The 17,341-nt window shown below is 59.8% G+C and carries 17 protein-coding genes and 1 tRNA gene; 7 read left to right on the top strand and 11 right to left on the bottom strand.

What is annotated here, in order from left to right; genetic code table 11:
- Nucleotides 1-53: 53 nt before the first annotated feature.
- From QP971_RS04980 to nth, 3 genes are read right to left on the bottom strand one after another with little or no spacing between them, the layout of a single operon-like run.
- Nucleotides 54-755 (bottom strand): NUDIX hydrolase, encoded by a 702-nt coding sequence (locus QP971_RS04980; RefSeq protein ID WP_284787610.1) that lies wholly within the window; start codon nucleotides 753-755, stop codon nucleotides 54-56.
- The gene (locus QP971_RS04985; protein WP_239274102.1) at nucleotides 752-1,315 is read right to left on the bottom strand and encodes a TlpA family protein disulfide reductase; all 564 of its coding nucleotides are present in this window, start codon (nucleotides 1,313-1,315) and stop codon (nucleotides 752-754) included. Before QP971_RS04985 ends, QP971_RS04980 begins: the two co-directional genes overlap by 4 nt.
- A gap of 9 nt (nucleotides 1,316-1,324) precedes the next feature.
- Nucleotides 1,325-1,981, bottom strand: coding sequence for an endonuclease III (nth, locus tag QP971_RS04990; protein WP_284811009.1), 657 nt, complete (start codon nucleotides 1,979-1,981; stop codon nucleotides 1,325-1,327).
- A 340-nt stretch (nucleotides 1,982-2,321) separates the two neighbouring features.
- Here nth and glxR point away from each other — a divergent pair, with 340 nt between their 5' ends.
- Entirely contained in the window at nucleotides 2,322-3,005 is a 684-nt protein-coding gene (gene glxR, locus QP971_RS04995; RefSeq protein ID WP_005323128.1) for a CRP-like cAMP-activated global transcriptional regulator GlxR, read from the top strand.
- A gap of 220 nt (nucleotides 3,006-3,225) precedes the next feature.
- Here glxR and QP971_RS05000 read toward each other — a convergent pair whose 3' ends face one another.
- The 4 genes from QP971_RS05000 to QP971_RS05015 are packed head-to-tail and all read right to left on the bottom strand — an operon-like array spanning nucleotide 3,226 to nucleotide 5,046.
- Complete coding sequence (locus QP971_RS05000; protein WP_284787606.1) at nucleotides 3,226-4,041, bottom strand: MBL fold metallo-hydrolase; 816 nt, start codon at nucleotides 4,039-4,041, stop codon at nucleotides 3,226-3,228.
- 18 nt (nucleotides 4,042-4,059) lie between these two features.
- Nucleotides 4,060-4,518 (bottom strand): RidA family protein, encoded by a 459-nt coding sequence (locus tag QP971_RS05005; RefSeq protein ID WP_239274104.1) that lies wholly within the window; start codon nucleotides 4,516-4,518, stop codon nucleotides 4,060-4,062.
- Nucleotides 4,519-4,677, bottom strand: a complete 159-nt coding sequence (sp36, locus tag QP971_RS05010) for a Sp36 family protein (protein ID WP_005323131.1) — start codon at nucleotides 4,675-4,677, stop codon at nucleotides 4,519-4,521.
- A 45-nt stretch (nucleotides 4,678-4,722) separates the two neighbouring features.
- Nucleotides 4,723-5,046 carry a WhiB family transcriptional regulator gene (locus QP971_RS05015; protein WP_005323132.1) on the bottom strand — a complete coding sequence of 108 codons (324 nt, stop codon included), beginning with the start codon at nucleotides 5,044-5,046 and terminating at the stop codon, nucleotides 4,723-4,725.
- Between the two features lie 144 nt (nucleotides 5,047-5,190).
- Between QP971_RS05015 and QP971_RS05020 the strand changes: the two genes are divergently transcribed.
- On the top strand, nucleotides 5,191-7,704 hold the full coding sequence (locus tag QP971_RS05020; RefSeq protein ID WP_284811010.1) for a transglycosylase domain-containing protein: 2,514 nt from the start codon (nucleotides 5,191-5,193) through the stop codon (nucleotides 7,702-7,704).
- 27 nt (nucleotides 7,705-7,731) lie between these two features.
- On the opposite strand, the gene QP971_RS05025 is transcribed toward QP971_RS05020, so the two are convergent.
- Nucleotides 7,732-8,196 (bottom strand): GatB/YqeY domain-containing protein, encoded by a 465-nt coding sequence (locus tag QP971_RS05025; protein ID WP_225746080.1) that lies wholly within the window; start codon nucleotides 8,194-8,196, stop codon nucleotides 7,732-7,734.
- 33 nt (nucleotides 8,197-8,229) lie between these two features.
- On the opposite strand from QP971_RS05025, the gene QP971_RS05030 reads away from it, so the two are divergent.
- Nucleotides 8,230-9,120: a metallophosphoesterase gene (locus tag QP971_RS05030; RefSeq protein WP_284791640.1), complete on the top strand. Its 891-nt coding sequence runs from the start codon at nucleotides 8,230-8,232 to the stop codon at nucleotides 9,118-9,120.
- A gap of 78 nt (nucleotides 9,121-9,198) precedes the next feature.
- Nucleotides 9,199-9,275, top strand: a tRNA-Pro gene (locus tag QP971_RS05035).
- Nucleotides 9,276-9,310: 35 nt separating this feature from the next.
- On the opposite strand, the gene QP971_RS05040 is transcribed toward QP971_RS05035, so the two are convergent.
- Complete coding sequence (locus QP971_RS05040) at nucleotides 9,311-10,675, bottom strand: CitMHS family transporter (protein WP_284791641.1); 1,365 nt, start codon at nucleotides 10,673-10,675, stop codon at nucleotides 9,311-9,313.
- Between the two features lie 465 nt (nucleotides 10,676-11,140).
- A complete protein-coding gene (locus QP971_RS05045; protein WP_284811011.1) occupies nucleotides 11,141-12,589 on the bottom strand; it encodes a hypothetical protein in 1,449 nt (482 codons plus the stop codon).
- A gap of 86 nt (nucleotides 12,590-12,675) precedes the next feature.
- Between QP971_RS05045 and QP971_RS05050 the strand changes: the two genes are divergently transcribed.
- Entirely contained in the window at nucleotides 12,676-13,272 is a 597-nt protein-coding gene (locus QP971_RS05050) for a hypothetical protein (RefSeq protein WP_284788555.1), read from the top strand.
- A 94-nt stretch (nucleotides 13,273-13,366) separates the two neighbouring features.
- Here QP971_RS05050 and QP971_RS05055 read toward each other — a convergent pair whose 3' ends face one another.
- Complete coding sequence (locus QP971_RS05055; protein ID WP_269953768.1) at nucleotides 13,367-14,917, bottom strand: catalase; 1,551 nt, start codon at nucleotides 14,915-14,917, stop codon at nucleotides 13,367-13,369.
- A gap of 82 nt (nucleotides 14,918-14,999) precedes the next feature.
- Here QP971_RS05055 and QP971_RS05060 point away from each other — a divergent pair, with 82 nt between their 5' ends.
- Complete coding sequence (locus QP971_RS05060) at nucleotides 15,000-15,566, top strand: RNA polymerase sigma factor (RefSeq protein ID WP_269953769.1); 567 nt, start codon at nucleotides 15,000-15,002, stop codon at nucleotides 15,564-15,566.
- Nucleotides 15,567-15,850: 284 nt separating this feature from the next.
- Nucleotides 15,851-17,251, top strand: coding sequence for a YkvI family membrane protein (locus tag QP971_RS05065; RefSeq protein ID WP_284788546.1), 1,401 nt, complete (start codon nucleotides 15,851-15,853; stop codon nucleotides 17,249-17,251).
- The last annotated feature ends 90 nt before the right edge of the window (nucleotides 17,252-17,341 follow it).

Genomic DNA, 17,341 nt, shown 5'->3' on the forward strand with positions numbered 1-17,341 from the left:
ATGGGTTCTTTCTATCTGGGGTTTAAGACGTATGCATACCGCGGTACCAGCGGTTAGGACATCTTCTCATTATTGCGGGAGTTTGTGAGGGAGTCACGCAGGTCCATAACTGAATTGTTATCCCATGGAACGCTCCACCCGGCGTGCTGCAATAGTGTCGAGAGCACGCCGGCGGTAAAGCCCCAAATGACGTAGCCATTGGCGTGAAATGCTGGTCCTTGCCACTTTCTAAAGCCCACCATGAAGCGGTTGCGCGGATCGACCAACTCCCGGATAGGCACGAGAAACACGTCATCGGTTTCATCGGGGCTGGCGGGATAGACCTCCCCCGGCTGGGCCCAATGCGCCAAAATGGGGCTCACCGGATTGCCGGTGGCGCGGATATGCAGCTGCTCCCACTGCTCCAGCGGGGTCACGGAATTGCGCTGCAGGTCCGTTTCCTCCCAGGCTTCCCGCAGCGCGGTATCCACCAGGGAGGTATCGGCGGGATCCCGGCGGCCTCCGGGAAAGGCTATCTGGCCCGAGTGCGAGCGCATGGACGGCGAGCGATGCGTGAGCAAAATGCTGGCCTCTTCCGCACTCTCACCGCTCAGTAGCATGAGCACGGCCGCTTCCCGCTTGACCGGCACCTGCGCATTGGTGCCGTTAAGGGACGAAGCCTGGCGGTTGCCAATGAGCTCTTGCACCTGGCTGGGGTCTACGCCTAGCGCCGGCTTGAGCCATTCTGGTGTGTGCTCGGGAAGGAGTTGACTCATGCCGCAATCGCCTCCTCCACGGCCTTTTCAATCTCCGCTGCGGAGCTAAACGGCTGCGCAAATTGCTTGCGCACCTCACCATCCTTGAGCACCACCGTCACCGGCACCACACCCGGCAGGCCCAGCTCACCGGCAAACTTATTATCCGAATCTTGGAAGCTGGGCAGCTCCACGCCTAAGTCATTCAAAAAGGCCGCGCCATTTCCTGCGTTTTTATCCGCGTGCACACCCACGACCTGCCAGTCCGGATGCGCGTCCGCCACATCCTGCAGGTAGGGAAGTTCCGCGCGGCACGGCTCGCACCACCACGCCCACACATTGACCACGCTGACGCCTTCATCGGCGGGCTTTCCGGCGGCCGCACCGCCTAGGCACTCCAGCCTTACTCCTGCCACGGTGCCGGCCGGGCAGTCCGGGCGCTGCGGGACTTCTTGCTGGGAAGCCTCGCTTGGCGACGCCTCCTCGGATCCGCCCCCACCCCGTAACTGCGAGACCCCCACGACCGCGATAACGGCAATCAGGATCGCGGCAATCACCGTGCCAAGGACGTAGTTCTTCATACCGTTAGCCTAGCGCCCACGAGCGGCTGGACACATATCCCACAGAACGCAAGCATCGCACTCCGGCGTGCGCGCATGACATACCTGGCGCCCGTGGAAGATGACACGGTGTGAAAACATCGTCCACTCTTCTTCCGGCACGAGCTTAGCGATGTCCCGCTCAATCTTGACCGGCGTCGACTCCCCCGTCAGCCCAAGCCGCTGCATGAGGCGCCCGAAGTGCGTATCCACGGTCAGCCCGGGGATCCCGAAGGCGTTTCCGAGCACCACCAGCGCGGTCTTGCGACCAACACCGGGCAGACTGGTCAGTTCCTTGACCGTGCGCGGGACCTCGCCTTGAAAATCTGCCACCAGCTTCTCCCCAATGCCCAAAAGGTGCCCCGCCTTGGCGCGCTGAAAGCCCAACGGCCGCAGAATTCTCTCCAAGTCCGAGCGCTGCGCAGCCGCATAGTCCGCCGCCTCTGGATAGCGGGCAAAGAGTTCAGGAGTCACCGAATTCACCCGCTCATCCGTGCATTGCGCGGAAAGAACGGTGGCAATGAGCAGCTGCAGCGGGGATTCATAATCCAAGGCACACCGTGCATCCGGATACTCCTGTGCCAAACGCCGATTTACCTCCGGTGCGCGCAGCTCCGGCGCGCTGGCCGCTGACAGTGCTGAAATCATGGGGTTTAGCTTAGTAGACTAGGAAAACATGATTTCACTCGTGATTCTGGTACCACTTGCCATCGCCCTTTTCGCCCTCCTGATGGAAAAGCTCGAGGCAGTCGTTTTTGCTGACTAGGCGGCAAAACTGCTGGCCTGAACCGTGCACTAGCACGAGTAGAGTTTCTATAGTGTGACAAAATTTCACTGAAGTACCAAAAGTGACCAATTACACTGTAAGATGAAACGCGTTACACAGTGACCCCGCTTGTTCCGCATTGTCGAGTGCATGAAAGACCGCACCCAGATGTGGCACAGGCTCATCTATGGACTTTCGCAGTCGACATCCAAGGAGTAAAACGTGGAAGGCGTACAGGACATCCTCTCCCGCGCCGGAATCTTCCAAGGCGTTGATCCCGTTGCAGTGCAGCACCTAATCGAGCAGATGGAGACCGTGCGCTACCCGCGCGGAACCACCATCTTCGACGAAGGCGAGCCTGGTGATCGCTTGTACATCATCACCTCGGGCAAAATTAAGCTCGCCCGCCACGCCCCGGATGGCCGCGAAAACCTGCTGACGGTCATGGGCCCATCCGATATGTTTGGTGAGCTGTCCATCTTCGATCCGGGCCCGCGCACCTCCTCCGCAGTGTGCGTGACCGAGGTTCAGGCCGCCACCATGAACTCCGAGCTGCTCAAGAAGTGGGTTGGTGACCACCCCGAAATCGCCCAGCAGCTGCTGCGCGTGCTGGCTCGCCGCCTGCGCCGCACCAACGCCAACTTGGCTGACCTTATCTTCACCGACGTTCCGGGCCGCGTGGCAAAGACCTTGCTGCAGCTGGCTAACCGCTTCGGTGTTCAGGAAGGCAGCGCCCTGCGCGTGAACCATGACCTCACCCAGGAAGAGATTGCCCAGCTGGTGGGCGCTTCCCGTGAGACCGTCAACAAGGCGCTGGCCACCTTCGCGCACCGCGGTTGGATCCGCCTCGAGGGCAAGTCCGTGCTCATCGTCGATACCGAGCACCTCGCCCGCCGCGCTCGCTAAGACTGCACCAACCCGCTACCCCGCTTCGGCGGGGTCTCGGTGGTTTTGCCCCCTTTAACCAGTTACGCACCGCACTTGTGGCCACGGTAGGCTCCACACTGCATCGCTTGGGGGCCATACTGCGGCCGTACGTCGGCCCTGCGCGCCTCCTGCCTCAGGCCCACAGCACAATTAAGCCCCTCTTCCCGTCAAAGAGGAAGAGGGGCGAATGGAGATAGGCTTATTTAGCCTCGCCGTCCAAGTACTTCAGCGCGGTGCGCGTGGACTGCTCCGCAGCGTGGCGCAGCACTGGGTCCACATCGTCATACATCTCGTTGACCAGGGTATTCAAATCCACATCATCGCCTAGGCGGGAGCGGATCTCTTTAATCTGGTCAAGACGGTAGTGGCGGCGGTCAATGTACTTGCGGGCCACCTGAGAGGTGTCATCCAAGTCCGGACCGTGTCCTGGAAACAGCGCAATATCCTTACCGCGCTCTTCCAAGGTGTCGAGGGTGTGCAGGTAATCGGCCAAGTTGCCGTCCGTCTCCGAAAGGAGAACGGTGTGGCGGCCGGCGATAGTGTCACCAGAGATAATGCCCTCGAGGCGGGAATTTCCTACCTCCCCGCTCCACACAAAGAAGCAGGTGGAATCCGCGGTATGGCCTGGGGTGTGCACGACCTCGAGACTTGGGGTGATGCCATCGAGGGAGATGTGCTCACCGTCCTGGAGAGCCTCAGCACCATTGCAGTAGCTCGGATCGAAGGCGCGGATGGGGGCGCCGGTCATCTGCCGCAAGCGTTGTGCGCCCGAAGCATGGTCATCATGGCGGTGGGTAATCAAAATCAAAGCCACCTCACCTGCGTTGCGATGCACAACGTTGAGATGGCCTTCATCCTCAGGACCCGGATCCACGACGATCGCCCGAGAGTCTTCAGTGGCGCGAATAATCCACGTATTCGTACCCTCTAGGGCGGTGTAGCTGGGGTTATCACAAAGGACTACGCCAACGGACTGGCTGACGGGACGCAATTGACTATATGCGGGGTGCTCCATAGTTACTAGCCTATCCGATCAAGCAGCAATTTCTACGATTAGTTCGATCTCTACCGGCGCGTTTTTAGGCAACGCAGCTACGCCCACAGCGGAGCGAGCATGCTTTCCAGCATCCCCGAAGACCTCACCGATGAAATCGGAGGCACCATTGATAACTACCGGCTGGTCTGCATAGGCCGAATCGGAGGCCACAAACCCCACGATTTTTACCACGCGGGAGACATTGTCCAGGCCAACTTCGGCATCAATAGCGGCAAGAGCATTGAGCGCCGCGATGCGTGCCTGTTCCTGGGCTTGTTCCGTGGTGACTTCGGCGCCAACCTTGCCGGTCAGCGGCAAGGCACCTTCCACGAGGGGAAGCTGGCCAGAGGTCCAGACCTGATCACCCACGCGCACGGCCGGCACATAGGACGCTAGCGGCTTGGCGACGCCCGGAAGCTCATACCCCAGCTCCCGCAAGCGAGCATGAAAGCCCATTTACTCTGCCACCTCGCGCTTGAAGTAGGCAACGACGTTTTCCGGGTTAGGACCCGGGGTGACGGTGACCAGTTCCCAGCCATCTTCGCCCCAAGAATCGAGGATCTGTTTGGTGGCGTGGGTGAGGACAGGTGCGGTTGCGTATTCCCATTTAGTCATGGGGTCCATTCTAACTATTAAATACGCCCCACGCCGTCTAAATTCTTAAATCCCGACGAGCTCGCCGCCTTGGGCCAAGTAGTGAGCCCAATCCGTGATGTGGGGGTTCTTGCGCAGCAGGGCACGGCGCTGGCGCTCGGTCAGCCCGCCCCAAACACCGAACTCGACGCGATTATCCAGGGCGTCGGCGCGGCATTCGGTCAGCACCGGGCAGTGGCGGCAAATGACGGCCGCCTTGCGCTGTTCAGCACCGCGCACAAAGAGGGCATCCGGGTCACCCTTGCGGCATTTGGCCTGGGTGACCCACTCACCACGCTCGGGATTTCGGGCTGTATTAGACATTCCAGCAGTCTTCACACGAACGGTCATGGGTGAGTGTGCTCCTTCCCAGACGGAATACTATGTAACGCATCTGAGTCTATTCATCCAGGTAGAAGATTGTCTAACACGTCACACTTTAGGGGGTGCGAGTGATCTTCCACCCACCAAGGGCGACCACGTAGTGTATGGGGCGTGACTGTCATCAAATCTTTGGCCAAGATAGCCCTGTCTACGGTCTTGGTAGGCGCGCTCATCGCCCTGGCTCTTGCCCCCTTCGCGGGCATTTCCGGCGTGGCGATTGCCCGTACTAACGAAACCATGCAATCTGACCTGCAAGATCTGACTGCCGGCAATATCCCAGGCGTCACCACGATCAAAGACGCCAAGGGCAAGGACATGGCCTACATCTTCAGCCAACGCCGCCACCCGGTGGAGAGCAAGAAGATTTCTAAGGCCATGAAAAACGCCATCGTCTCCATTGAGGACGAGCGCTTTTATGATCACGAGGGCGTGGACTTCCAGGGCAATTTCCGCGCGCTGTGGACCAACCTAACCTCGGGCGGCGTTTCCCAGGGCGCCTCCACCATCGATCAGCAGTACGTGAAGAACTACCTATTGCTGGTCTCTGCCACCACCGATGAAGAACGCGCCGCGGCCACCGAGCAATCCGTGGCCCGCAAGCTGCGCGAGATGCGCATGGCCACCAAGATGGATGCGGAATTGGATAAGGATGACATCCTCACCAACTATCTCAACCTGGTGTCTTTTGGTAACCATGCCTATGGCGTCGAAGCGGCGGCCCGCACTTACTTCGGCACGCACGCTTCTGAACTCACGGTGCCGCAGGCAGCGATGCTGGCCGGCATGGTCCAATCCTCTGAGCGCCTCAATCCCTATGCCAACGCTGAGGAAGTAACCGACCGGCGCAACCTGGTCCTGCAATCCATGGCGGATAACGGCCATATCAAGCAGCAGGAAGCGGATAAGTATAAGGGGGAGAAGCTGGGCGTCGGAAAGAAGCCCAAAACGCTTGCCAATGGCTGCATCGGCGCCGGTGACCGCGGTTTCTTCTGTGATTATGTGCTGAAATACCTGGATAAGAAGGGCATTAGCGAGGAGCAGCTGGCGCGCGGTGGCTACACCATCAAAACCACGCTGGACCCAACGGTGCAGGACAAGGCCCTCGAGTCCGTACAAAGCCACACCAATCCGGATGCCCAGGGCGTGGCTGAAGTCATGAACGTCATCAAGCCTGGCAGGTCGGACCGCAAGGTGCTGGCCATGGTCTCCTCGCGCGATTACGGCCTGGACCTAGATAAAAATGAGACCATCCTGCCACAGCCCTACTCCTTGGTGGGCAACGGTGCAGGTTCCGTCTTTAAGGTCTTTACCGCGGCGGCCGCGCTCGAAGCGGGCTATGGCATCAAAAACACCGTGGATGTGCCGACCCGCTACGAGGCGGAGGGCCTAGGCCATGGTGGCGCCGCCGGCTGCCCGGCGGACCGCTACTGCGTGGAAAACGCTGGTGCCTATAAGGCCACGATGACGCTGCAGGAAGCGCTGGCACACTCCCCCAATACGCCGTTTATCAAGCTCACGGAGCAGGTAGGCGTGGCACCCATCGTCGATATGGCCGTGCGTTTGGGCCTGCGCTCCTACGACGACAAGGGCAGCTTTGATAAGGACACCTCGATTGCCCAGCACACCAAGGACGCCAACTCCGGCTCCTTCACCTTGGGCCCGGACCAGGTCAACCCGCTGGAGCTTTCCAATGTCGGCGCCACGCTGGCCGCGGATGGCAGGTGGTGCGAGCCCAACCCGATCTCCCAGGTCACGGATAAGGAGGGCAACGAGGTCTATCTCAAGGAAACCCCGTGTGAGCAGGCCGTTGATAAGGACGTAGCCCGCGCGATGAGCAATGCCTTGTCCGAGGACGCCAAGCAAGGAACGGCCAAGAATGCCGCCCAGGCGGCCGGTTACTCCAGCCCGATCGCGGCCAAGACCGGTACCACCGAGTCCAACCAGTCCTCCGCATTCTTAGGATTCAACCAGGGCATTTCCGCCGCGCCGTATATCTATAACGATGGCACCTCCACCGTCCCGCTGTGTACCGGGCCGGTGCGCCAGTGCGCGGGTTGGGGCAACCTCTACGGCGGCTTGGAGCCGGCGCAGACCTTCTTCAGCATGGCTACGCAGCTGCCGATAGCCACCAAGGCCGGACTGCCGAATTACAACAAGAAGTACGACAACGGCACCACGGCCGATAAGACCCTTGATAGCCTGCGCGGCAAGTCCGAGGCCGAGGCCCGCCAGACCTTGGAGTCCAAGGGCTACGTGGTCAAGACCTCCCGGGTCATCGGCGGCAATGTTCCTTATGGCCGCGTGGTTCGCGCGATTACCGGCAAGGACGGCAAGAAGAAGGGTGCGGAAATTACGCTGCAGCTTTCCGACGGCGCCGGGGCCTCCCAATCCCCCTCCTCCGGCGTGCCCGACGCTGACTCTACCGGCGCACAAAATAGCACCGGCGGCGGTAATGCCGACGGTGCTACGAGCCCGAGCCGCTCGACTGGCGGCACAGGCGGCGGAACGGGCAACGGCGGTGGCGGTACCGGTACCGGCGGCGGGTTCTCGCCGGAAGACTTTGGCATCCGCCAAGAGGACATCGATAACTTTGCCAACGACGTCCGCAGTCTGCTCGGCCGCTAAGCCTCGCCCGTTGCGGTCTGGCCCGCTTTAGCTCAGCTGGGACTTGACCTCAGCGGACAGGCGCTTGCCATCCGCTTGGCCAGCGGCCTTGGCATTGGCCACCTTCATTACTGCACCCATCTGCTTCATGGTGGGTGCTTCGCCGTTTTCGGCCTCAACCTCCGCGATTGATTCCTTCACCAAGGCCTTAAGCTCGGATTCGTCCAGCTGGCGGGGTTGGTAGGCCTCAAAGAAGGGGACCTCGGCAAGCTCGGCTTCCGCCAGCTCCGGACGGCCGTTGTCCTCATAGACCTCGGCGGATTCGCGGCGCTTTTTAATCTCGCGCGCAATCACCTTGAGGATATCGGCGTCCTCCAGCTCATGCCGAGAACCATTGGTCTCCTCGGCCTGGATGGCGGCCAGCAAGGCGCGGATGGCGCTGGTGCGCTGCTTCTCTTTCGCCTTCATTGCGGTTTTCAGATCTGCACGGATGGTTTCCTTTAGCTCGCTCATGCCTATCAATGTACGCCAGGTAGTGTGGTAGCCGTGAAACTTTTACGTATTCTTGGCGGCCTCACCGCTGCCGGCCTGGGCGCCGCGGCATGGGGCTATAGCGAACTGACCAAATTCGAGCTCAAGGAATATACGCTCCCCCTCCTGCCCAAGGGCACGCTGCGCGGCAAGCCGGAATTTCGGCTGCTGCATCTGTCCGATCTGCATATGATCCCCGGCCAGGAGACCAAGATTGCCTGGGTTTCTGCCCTCGATGCCCTGGAGCCGGACCTCGTGGTCAACACCGGCGATAATCTCTCCGATCAACAGGCCGTTCCCGATACACTGCGCGCTCTCGGCCCGTTGCTGGCCCGCCCCGGCCTCTTCGTCTTCGGCACCAATGACTACTGGGCACCGCAGCCGGTCAATCCCTTCAAGTACCTGCTGGGCAAAAAGCGCGAACCTTCCTACGTGGATTTGCCGTGGCGAGGTATGCGCGCCGCATTTATGGAGCACGGTTGGCGCGATGCCAACCAGGCACGGCATGAATTCAAGGTGGGCAATGTCCGCCTTGCCGCCGCCGGCGTGGACGATCCACACCACGATCTAGATGACTATTCCGAAATCGCCGGCCCGCCCAACGAGAACGCCGACTTGTCCCTGGCACTCCTCCACGCCCCCGAGCCCCGCGTGCTGGAAAAGTTCGCAGCCGATGGCTACCAGCTTTCCCTATCCGGCCACACCCACGGCGGCCAGATCTGCCTGCCCGGCTCCCGTGCGCTGGTGACCAATTGCGGCATCGACCGCGAGCGCGTGCAGGGCCTCCACAACTTCGGACCGATGAAGATGCATGTCTCCAATGGCCTGGGCACCTCCAAATTCGCCCCAGTGCGTATCTTCTGCCGCCCTTCCGCCACGCTGCTGAAAATCACCGAGGTGGACTAAACCCAGCCACCTGCCGTTTTGTTGATTATGCTCAGCTTGCGTTAAAGTATCCAGGTACCGCTTTTCAAGGCGGAACGCCGGGATATGGCGCAGGTTGGTAGCGCGCTTCGTTCGGGACGAAGAGGTCGCAGGTTCAAATCCTGTTATCCCGACCAATAGCCCGCAGCTTTGCTGCGGGCCTTTTTCGTTGTTACGCCAGCATTCCCGTAAATAGCGCCACGGCAACCAAGATGGCGGAGAAAATCCACGCAATTGGGAAAGCCAGCTTGAGGTATTTACCCATCTGACCTTCCGCAAGCCCCAGCGCCAACCACAATGCAGGAGAGAAGGGCGAAACAAAGGTGCCCACCACGTTGCCGATAATGAGCGCGCAGGCCGCACCCATGCCGCTGACCCCAAAGCTTTCAACAGTTCCTTGAACAATAGGAAGCACTGAGAAGTAATAAGCATCCGTCGAGGTCAACAAATCTAGCGGCACACCGAAGAAGCCCACGATCACATGGAGGTGCGGTGCGACGCTCTCTGGCAGAACGTTCACTAGTGTCAGGGCGATTTCCTCAAGCATTTTGGTTTCATTGAGGACACCCAAGAACATCGCGGCTGCAAGGATAACGCCTGCCATGGCCAAGGCATTGGGCGCGTGCCGTCGCAGGGCCTCACCCTGCTCCATGGGACCGCTGAAGTTGATAGCCAGAGTGATGGTCGTGGCAATGAGAAAGGCTGGGGCGGGCGGGACTACGCCCGAGAGCAAGGCCACCAAAACGGCAAGTGCAACGACGATATTGACCACGGTTACCCAGCGCCCTGTGCGGATGTGATAGCCCAATTTATGTTGTTCACGCACCTGCGTAGCAGCGAATTCATCGGCCAATGCGTTAACGTCCACTGCAGTACCGCCTGCAAATTTTCCGCTTTCGCGCAGCCCCGCAACGCGGCGCTGTTCCCACCACCCCAAAAACGCAGCCAAAAGGAATACCAGCACAATCGCCACACCTTGAATAGGCAGGAGTTGCACCCAGATGGCATTGGGCTCCTGATCGACCACAGCACCGGCGCGGCCCAACGGGCCACCCCAAGGAACCATGTTCATGACCGAGGCAGACATCGCCACAATGGTAATGAGCACGTAGCGCGACATGTTCAGCGCACGGTAGAGCGGCAACAGGGCCGGGATGGTGATAAGGAAGGTAGTAGAACCCGATCCATCAAGGTGCGCCACTACGCCAATCGCCGCAGTGCCCAGCGTTACGGCCATAATCCTTCCCCGGGTGGCCCTGATGAGCGCGCGAATGACTGGGGTAAATAGGCCAACGTCTTGCAAAATGCCGAAGAAGATAATGGCGAAGATAAACATCACCACGACGTTGATGACAGAATTTAAGCCTTCGCTGAAAAAGTCAGATATTTCACCTAGACCAAATCCACATATAAAGGCACCAACTACGGGTACCAGCGTCATGGGGATGATGGGATTTACTCGGCCGCGGATCAAAATTCCCACCGTCACGAAAATGATGATGAGACCCATGGCCGTGAGCCCGAGCGGGGTCTGCATAGTGCTCCTTCAAAAGTCGACAACTCACCTTGTCCTACGCTATAAAAACAGGCGAGTGTGACTCAGACTAAACCCCCACTACCAACAACGCTACTACTCCCCCCCCCCCAAAGTCCACACCGCTTTAAATTGAATTACCTATAGATAATCGTCACCATAAAACAGTTCGCGATACTTGAAATAGCCCCCCCCACCCCAACAAAAGCATTCAAGGAATTACACGGATTTTTCCGCAAACATTGCAGCTAAACACACCACATATGGGAAACGACGCGGTGCCCCTACAGCGCCGCGTCGTCCCTATTCCCTATCACTCACAACGGATTGGAGAAACCGTTCGCCTACCCCCTAAGTAGGCTTTGTGAGCAAGACCAACTGTAGCACTCGCTCAATACAAACGGTAACGGACACCAAAATTCCCAGTTTCCACCAATGTTTTTTATTGTTAGGTCTGCTTTTTCAGACCTAATTAAGCAGAGTTTTAGTTTTTGCTGTGGACAAGGCCCACCATTTTGCACTTAAACCAACGAGAGTGACAGCCAGCAATACCGCAATTCCGGCCCACAGGACGGCTTGTTCACCTTCGTTACCTGCCACTGTGACAGCCGCGGTAGTCCAATTCAATGGCAAAAGATTAGAAACGACCTGCCATTCCTTAGAAACACCGGCAATTGCCGCAGATTTCCACAGCCACCCCACCAGCGCGGTCTGGCCGATGACAAAGAGCGCCGCGAGGATGCTGCCGGCGGTAATACCGCATAGCCCGAGTAGGGCGCGGGTGATGGCCGCCATGGACAGCGCCCCCAGAAGGAGCGCCGCGCCGGCCCAAACCGCCGCCACAGGGGTAAATCCGGTGGCAAGCACAAAAAGGAGGATTTCCCCGATGGCAACCGCGGCCAGCGTGCCGCCGAGGACCGTCAGCCAAGGGCGGAGCCCCACCTGCCAGGCCACACCGGCCGCCGCACCTGCGAGCAGAACCAAGGCGGAGACTAACATCGCCACGATGGGGCTGAGCAGATGTGTAGGTCCGTCGGTCGCGGTATGCGCCGGCGGCAGGGCACGCTGAATTTCACCCACATTGGTCTGGTTTTGGGCTGCCATGGTGGAAAGCTTGCCGGCGCCTTCGTCAAGCTTGTCCACGCCCTCCTGCGCCTCACCGACGCGCTTGTTCAGCTCCGCGATGCCCTCGTTAAGCTCTTGCGCACCGGATACGGCCTGGTTCACGCCATCGTGATAAGCATAGCCGTTGACCGCCAACTGATTGGATAGATCGCGCGAGCCGTCCTTGAGCTTCTTGAGCTGATCGGTCACCGAATTATCCAGGCGGAAATTATTCACCTGCGCGCGGAGATCGCCCAGCTGCGAGCGAATTTCCTTCGCTTCCTTAGATTTATTTCCCTCCAGGTCGCGCATCGTGCCATCGATTGCCTGCAGAATCTGCCCCTGGACAGCACCAAGGCCCACCACTTGGTCCACGGCACCGCCGACACCATTAGCCAGCTCCGTTGCGCCGCCACCGAGCGTATTGGTTCCAGACTGCAGCTGATTGAGGCCGGCTACCAGTTCTTGGGAGCCCGTCGCCAGCTTGTCGACGCCCCCTCCGAGCTCATCCGCCCCCTTGTTCAGCTCCCCCGTGCCGTCTTCAAGCTGCGTGGCACCCGACTTCAACATGCTCGCCTGGGCTTGCGCGCGGCTGGCCGCCTCGGCGGCTTCCTTCACCTCTGGGGAGGCGGATTTTTCCCGCGGTGCACCAAACGGCTGCGCGGCGCTAGACCAGGCATGGGCGGGTTCCCACTGTGCAAGGCCCGCCACCGCAGCGCCAATAATGAGCGGCAGGGCGAGCAGGAGGATCAAGAGGACCCTGCGCCACCGGGAGGGAGACGCAGCGTCTGGGGAAGCAAGGCGTGAGGTCATGATAATGAACCTATCCTTGCAGGTCACTCCCCTGTTGCAGGCGCGCCGAGCACCCCCGCAATGGCCGTTCCTCTACGATATATGGCATGTCCCACAATTATTCCCTGGCCCCCTCCCGCTACCTCGCCGCTGCGGCCATCGCGCCACTGTGTTTCAGCCTTGTTGCCTGCTCCAACGACGCCGATACATCCGCAGAACCAGAGTTCTCCGACGCCACCGCCGCAAGCTCCTCGGCCACGGAGACCTCGTCGGAAGAAGCCACGAGCGATCCCGCGACCTCGGAAGCCGCAGACACCACCACCGAGACCGCGGAGGCCGAGCCGACCTCTGCGGCCGCAGCTCCCACCGAGAACACCGCGGAATCCGCCAACGAAGAGAGTGAAGCCCCAGCCGCCGCACCCGCCGATACCGGCCGCGGCGATTGCTCCCCAGAAGCGCTACAGCCCGCAGCTCCCTCCATGACCAATATCCGAGTCAATAACTGTGATGGGCAGTGGGCCCACTTTGGCAAAGACAGCACGGACTGGACGGCTTGGGCGCGCTACGACAATGGCCAGTGGGTAGCCATTGCGCCCATTGGCCAAGCCACCTCCGGCATGACCGCCCCGTGCTACGACGTGGATAAGTGGGCCGCCGAGGGCGCTCCTGCCTTTGTTACGGAAAAGATGCGCCGCTGCGACTAGCCGCACAGCAAGAAACCGCCCCCGTACCGCGCAGTAGTTATGCAATTCGGTACGGGGGCGGCGTCGTTAGCGTACAGGCCCTGCCGGGGAAGGGTTACTTCTTCTCGGCGTAGACCTCGCGCACGCGCTGGCCCAGTGCTGGGTGCACGTTGGTCCAGTATTCGTAGACGCGCTCCTCGGTCTCCTCGGATACACCGGCCATCGCGTTGGTGATATTGGTGACCAGGCGCTCCTTGGCGGCATCATCGTAGACATTCTCGTACAGGTCGCGAGCTTGGACAAAGTCGTCGTCCTCAGCGTGACGAACATACGGCGCACGCACCAAGTCGCTGCCGTAGGACTCCGGATTGATGTAGAGCTCCGCCGCGGTGGTGGTCTCGAGCTGGGAGCGGTCGTTTACGGCGGCGTCATCAAGCACGCCCGTACCCTTCTCATAGCGGTTGGGCGAGTAGACCGGATCCTCCGGAGCATTGAAGTGGTACTGCATGCTGCCCTCGTGCTGGTAGGTGTTGACCTCGTCCACGTTCTGTGGCTGGTTGACCGGCAGCTGCTGGTAATTCGGGCCAATGCGGTAACGCTGCTGGTCAGCGTAAGCAAAGACGCGAGCCTGCAGCATTTTATCCGGAGACAGGCCAACGCCGGGCACAATATTCGACGGGTCGAGCGCCACCTGCTCAATCTGCGCGAAGAAGTTGCGCGGGTTGCGGTTGAGCACAAAGTAGCCCACATCGTGCAGCGGATAGTCCTTCTTGGACCAGACCTTGGTCAGGTCGAAGGGGTTAAAGCGGTAATTCTCCGCTTCATCCAGCGGCATGATCTGCACCTTGACGTCCCAGACCGGGTAGTTGCCCTCCTCGATGGCGTTATAAAGATCCTCGCGGTGACAATCCGGGTTCTGGCCGGCGGTGGTGGTGGCTTCTTCATCGGTGAAGTTCTCTACACCCTGGCGGGTCTTGAAGTGGTACTTCACCCAGAAGGCCTCGCCCTGTTCATTAACCCACTGGAAGGTGTGGGAACCATAGCCATTCTGGTGGCGGGTGGACTTCGGGGTACCGCGATCGCCCATGAGGTAGGTGACCTGGTGGGCGGATTCTGGGTTGCGGGTCCAGAAATCCCACTGCATATCGGCATCGCGCAGGCCATTGGTGCCCAGGCGCTTCTGGGAGTGGATGAAGTCTGGGAACTTCAGACCATCGCGGACAAAGAAGACCGGGGTGTTATTGCCCACGATGTCGAGATTGCCATCTTCGGTATAAAAGCGCAGAGCAAAGCCGTGCACATCGCGCCAAGTGTCCGGAGAACCCTGCTCGCCGGCGACGGTAGAAAAACGGCCCATCATCGGGGTAACGGTGCCCTTTTGGAAGACCTTAGCCTTGGTATATGCAGAAACGTCTTCAGTAATGTGCAGCTCACCAAAGGCACCGTGACCCTTAGCGTGCGGCGTGCGCTCCGGCACGCGCTCGCGGTTGAAGTGCGCGAGCTTTTCAATGAGGTGGATATCATTGAGCGCCACCGGGCCCTGCTGGCCGGCGGTCACCGAGGTATTCTCGGACGGCACCGGCTGGCCCGAGGGGCGGGTGGTATTTCCCTTGCCAGCGGGGCGCTGGCCCTTATTCAGGATGTCATCAGCGGTGAAATCAGTCATTTATGCCTCCTGGCAATTCGGGGTCAGTTCACTCCAGTGTGGCAAAACTTTGCACGGTTGTCAGGGCTCGCAAAAGAGCGTAATGGGGGCTGGTAGATTCATTCAGGTGACTCACCACTCCGCAGCAGACGACGCCCGCGTCACCGACCTCGCCCTTCGGGCCGGTCGCGGCGACCGCGCGGCGCTGACGGAGTTTATCAAAGCCACCCAGGATGATGTGTGGCGCTTGCTGGCGCACCTGGGCGGACCCGAGGGTGCTGACGATCTCACCCAGGAGACCTATCTGCGTGTCATCAGCGCCCTGCCGCGTTTCGCCGCCCGTTCCTCCGCGCGCACGTGGCTGCTCTCTCTGGCCCGGCGCGTGTGGGTGGATAATATTCGCCACGATATGGCCCGGCCGCGGAAGTCTGCCACGGAGTACGAGGATGCGATGGGCGCGGCGCCGGAAGAATCCGCGGCGTGGAGCGAGTGGATCGACGCCCGTACGCTTATCGACGCCCTCCCGGCCGACCGCCGCGAAGCCCTCATTCTTACCCAGGTACTGGGCTATACCTATGAGGAGGCGGCCAAGATTGCCGGCGTGCGCGTGGGCACCATCCGCTCCCGCGTGGCTCGTGCCCGCAAGGATCTCATCGCGGGGACAGGTTAATACCCCCAAATAGTCCCCTGTGATGGCGGAGTTAATTTCACTCCCAAATTGTTACGCTCTGGTTACCTTTCGCCCCACGGGTCCCAAAATTTGGCACTTAGCTGCACTTTGCGTGCTACGGCCGGGGTGAACGAGACCACAGTTGCGGCGATTCTTGCCCGAAATATCTGTCCGATGTGTGGTTTATTAGATGTGTACACACGTGATAAATCGACCGTCGATCCGGGCCCGCGCGATACCAATGCCGGGCCCGGCGCGTGTGAGTAAGAGAGTTTCTCCCTTTCATGTTAAAACGCGCAATCGGAATTTCCATGGCGTTTATCGGCGTCGTCGTGGGCGCAGGCTTCGCCTCCGGCCAGGAGGCCATGCAGTACTTTGTGGCCTTTGGTAACTGGGGCCTGTGGGGTATCGCCCTAGCCGCTGGTTTGATGATGATCACCGGCATCTCCATCCTGCAGCTCGGCTCGTATTTCCAAGCCGAGGAGCACACCGCTGTCTACGACAAGGTCGCATCGCCATTTACCGCCAAGATCTTGGACTGGTCTACCCTGGTGACCTTGTTCGCCATCGGCTTCGTAATGTTTGCCGGCGGCGGTTCGAATATCAATCAGCAGTTCCCCTCCATCCCCGTGTGGGTGGGCGCAACTGCCATGCTGATTTTGGTGCTGATCGTCGGCCTGATGGATGTCGACCGCGTAACCGCGGTCATCGGTACCATCACCCCATTCATCATCATCTTTGTGGTGCTTGCCACCGGCTATACCATCTTGAATGCAGACGTTGATTTCTCCGCCATGAATGACTGGGCGGTCAACAATGTTGATACCTCGCTGCCTAATTGGTGGCTAGCCGCACTGAACTACACCGGTCTGAACGTGATGACGGCAGTATCCATGTCCATCGTTATTGGCGGTAACTTCCTGGATAACCGTGCAGTCGGCATCGGTGGCCTCATCGGCGGCCTGCTCTACCTAATTCTGTTGGCACTTTTGGTCTTCGCCCTGTTCTTCGAGGCTAAGGACGTCAACGGCCAGGATCTGCCGGTCCTGAGCCTGATTTCCGGCATCCACCCGGTACTTGGCGTGCTGATGACCTTTGTCATTTACGGCATGGTCTTTAATACCGCCATCGGTATGTTCTACGCGCTGGGCAAGCGCTTGACCCGCAATAACCCCAAGCGCTTCTACCCGGTTTATGCCGGCGCCTGCATCATCGGCTTCATCTTGTCCTTCGTGGGCTTCCAGGCCTTGGTCAGCAACGTCTACCCGATCCTGGGCTACCTCGGACTGCTGATGATCGTGGTGATGGTCTTCAACCGCATCAAGAACGGCAGCAAGCTCTCAGATGAGTCCGACCGCCGCATGCGTGCACACGAGCTGGTGTCCCGCCGCCTGGACCCGCGCAAGCGCTTTACCAAGAAGAACGAGCGCGAGCTGCGCAAGCTGGCTGCAGCGTCCAATATGGAAACCACCGAGTTTGTCACCAATATCGCAGAAGAGATCCACGAGGAGCTCGAAAATGATGAGGATATTGAGTATGACCGCGAAGATCCGGAGCCGTCCGTGACCTACGTGCAGCACACCAAGCCGGAGGTTCCGTCGTCCACTAGCGACCTCGACTTTGGCAAGAAGGGTACTGGTGCTGACTCCGGCACTGGCACCGCCAAGCCGGTTTCTGAGGACTAGCTCCCTCGTCCACGGCTGATAAGCCAAAAGCTCGGCGCCCTCCTTTCCCCATAGCAAGGGAAGGAGGGCGCCGAGTTTTCTAGTACGTCA

Origin of the sequence: Corynebacterium marquesiae (assembly GCF_030229635.1) — a bacterium.
In the GTDB taxonomy this organism is placed as follows: Bacteria; Actinomycetota; Actinomycetes; order Mycobacteriales; family Mycobacteriaceae; genus Corynebacterium; species Corynebacterium marquesiae.

Excerpts from the sequence above, each read along its gene's own strand:
- sp36 (WP_005323131.1), bottom strand. The coding sequence starts at position 4,677 with ATGACTAAATGGGAATACGCAACCGCACCTGTCCTCACCCACGCCACC.
- QP971_RS05045 (WP_284811011.1), bottom strand. The coding sequence starts at position 12,589 with ATGACCTCACGCCTTGCTTCCCCAGACGCTGCGTCTCCCTCCCGGTGG.
- QP971_RS05055 (WP_269953768.1), bottom strand. The coding sequence starts at position 14,917 with ATGACTGATTTCACCGCTGATGACATCCTGAATAAGGGCCAGCGCCCC.
- QP971_RS05005 (WP_239274104.1), bottom strand. The coding sequence starts at position 4,518 with ATGGGCTTTCATGCTCGCTTGCGGGAGCTGGGGTATGAGCTTCCGGGC.
- QP971_RS05065 (WP_284788546.1), top strand. The coding sequence starts at position 15,851 with ATGTTAAAACGCGCAATCGGAATTTCCATGGCGTTTATCGGCGTCGTC.
- QP971_RS05025 (WP_225746080.1), bottom strand. The coding sequence starts at position 8,196 with ATGAGCGAGCTAAAGGAAACCATCCGTGCAGATCTGAAAACCGCAATG.
- QP971_RS05040 (WP_284791641.1), bottom strand. The coding sequence starts at position 10,675 with ATGCAGACCCCGCTCGGGCTCACGGCCATGGGTCTCATCATCATTTTC.
- QP971_RS04985 (WP_239274102.1), bottom strand. The coding sequence starts at position 1,315 with ATGAAGAACTACGTCCTTGGCACGGTGATTGCCGCGATCCTGATTGCC.
- nth (WP_284811009.1), bottom strand. The coding sequence starts at position 1,981 with ATGATTTCAGCACTGTCAGCGGCCAGCGCGCCGGAGCTGCGCGCACCG.
- QP971_RS05000 (WP_284787606.1), bottom strand. The coding sequence starts at position 4,041 with ATGGAGCACCCCGCATATAGTCAATTGCGTCCCGTCAGCCAGTCCGTT.
- QP971_RS04980 (WP_284787610.1), bottom strand. The coding sequence starts at position 755 with ATGAGTCAACTCCTTCCCGAGCACACACCAGAATGGCTCAAGCCGGCG.
- QP971_RS05060 (WP_269953769.1), top strand. The coding sequence starts at position 15,000 with ATGGGGGCTGGTAGATTCATTCAGGTGACTCACCACTCCGCAGCAGAC.
- QP971_RS05050 (WP_284788555.1), top strand. The coding sequence starts at position 12,676 with ATGTCCCACAATTATTCCCTGGCCCCCTCCCGCTACCTCGCCGCTGCG.
- QP971_RS05015 (WP_005323132.1), bottom strand. The coding sequence starts at position 5,046 with ATGACCGTTCGTGTGAAGACTGCTGGAATGTCTAATACAGCCCGAAAT.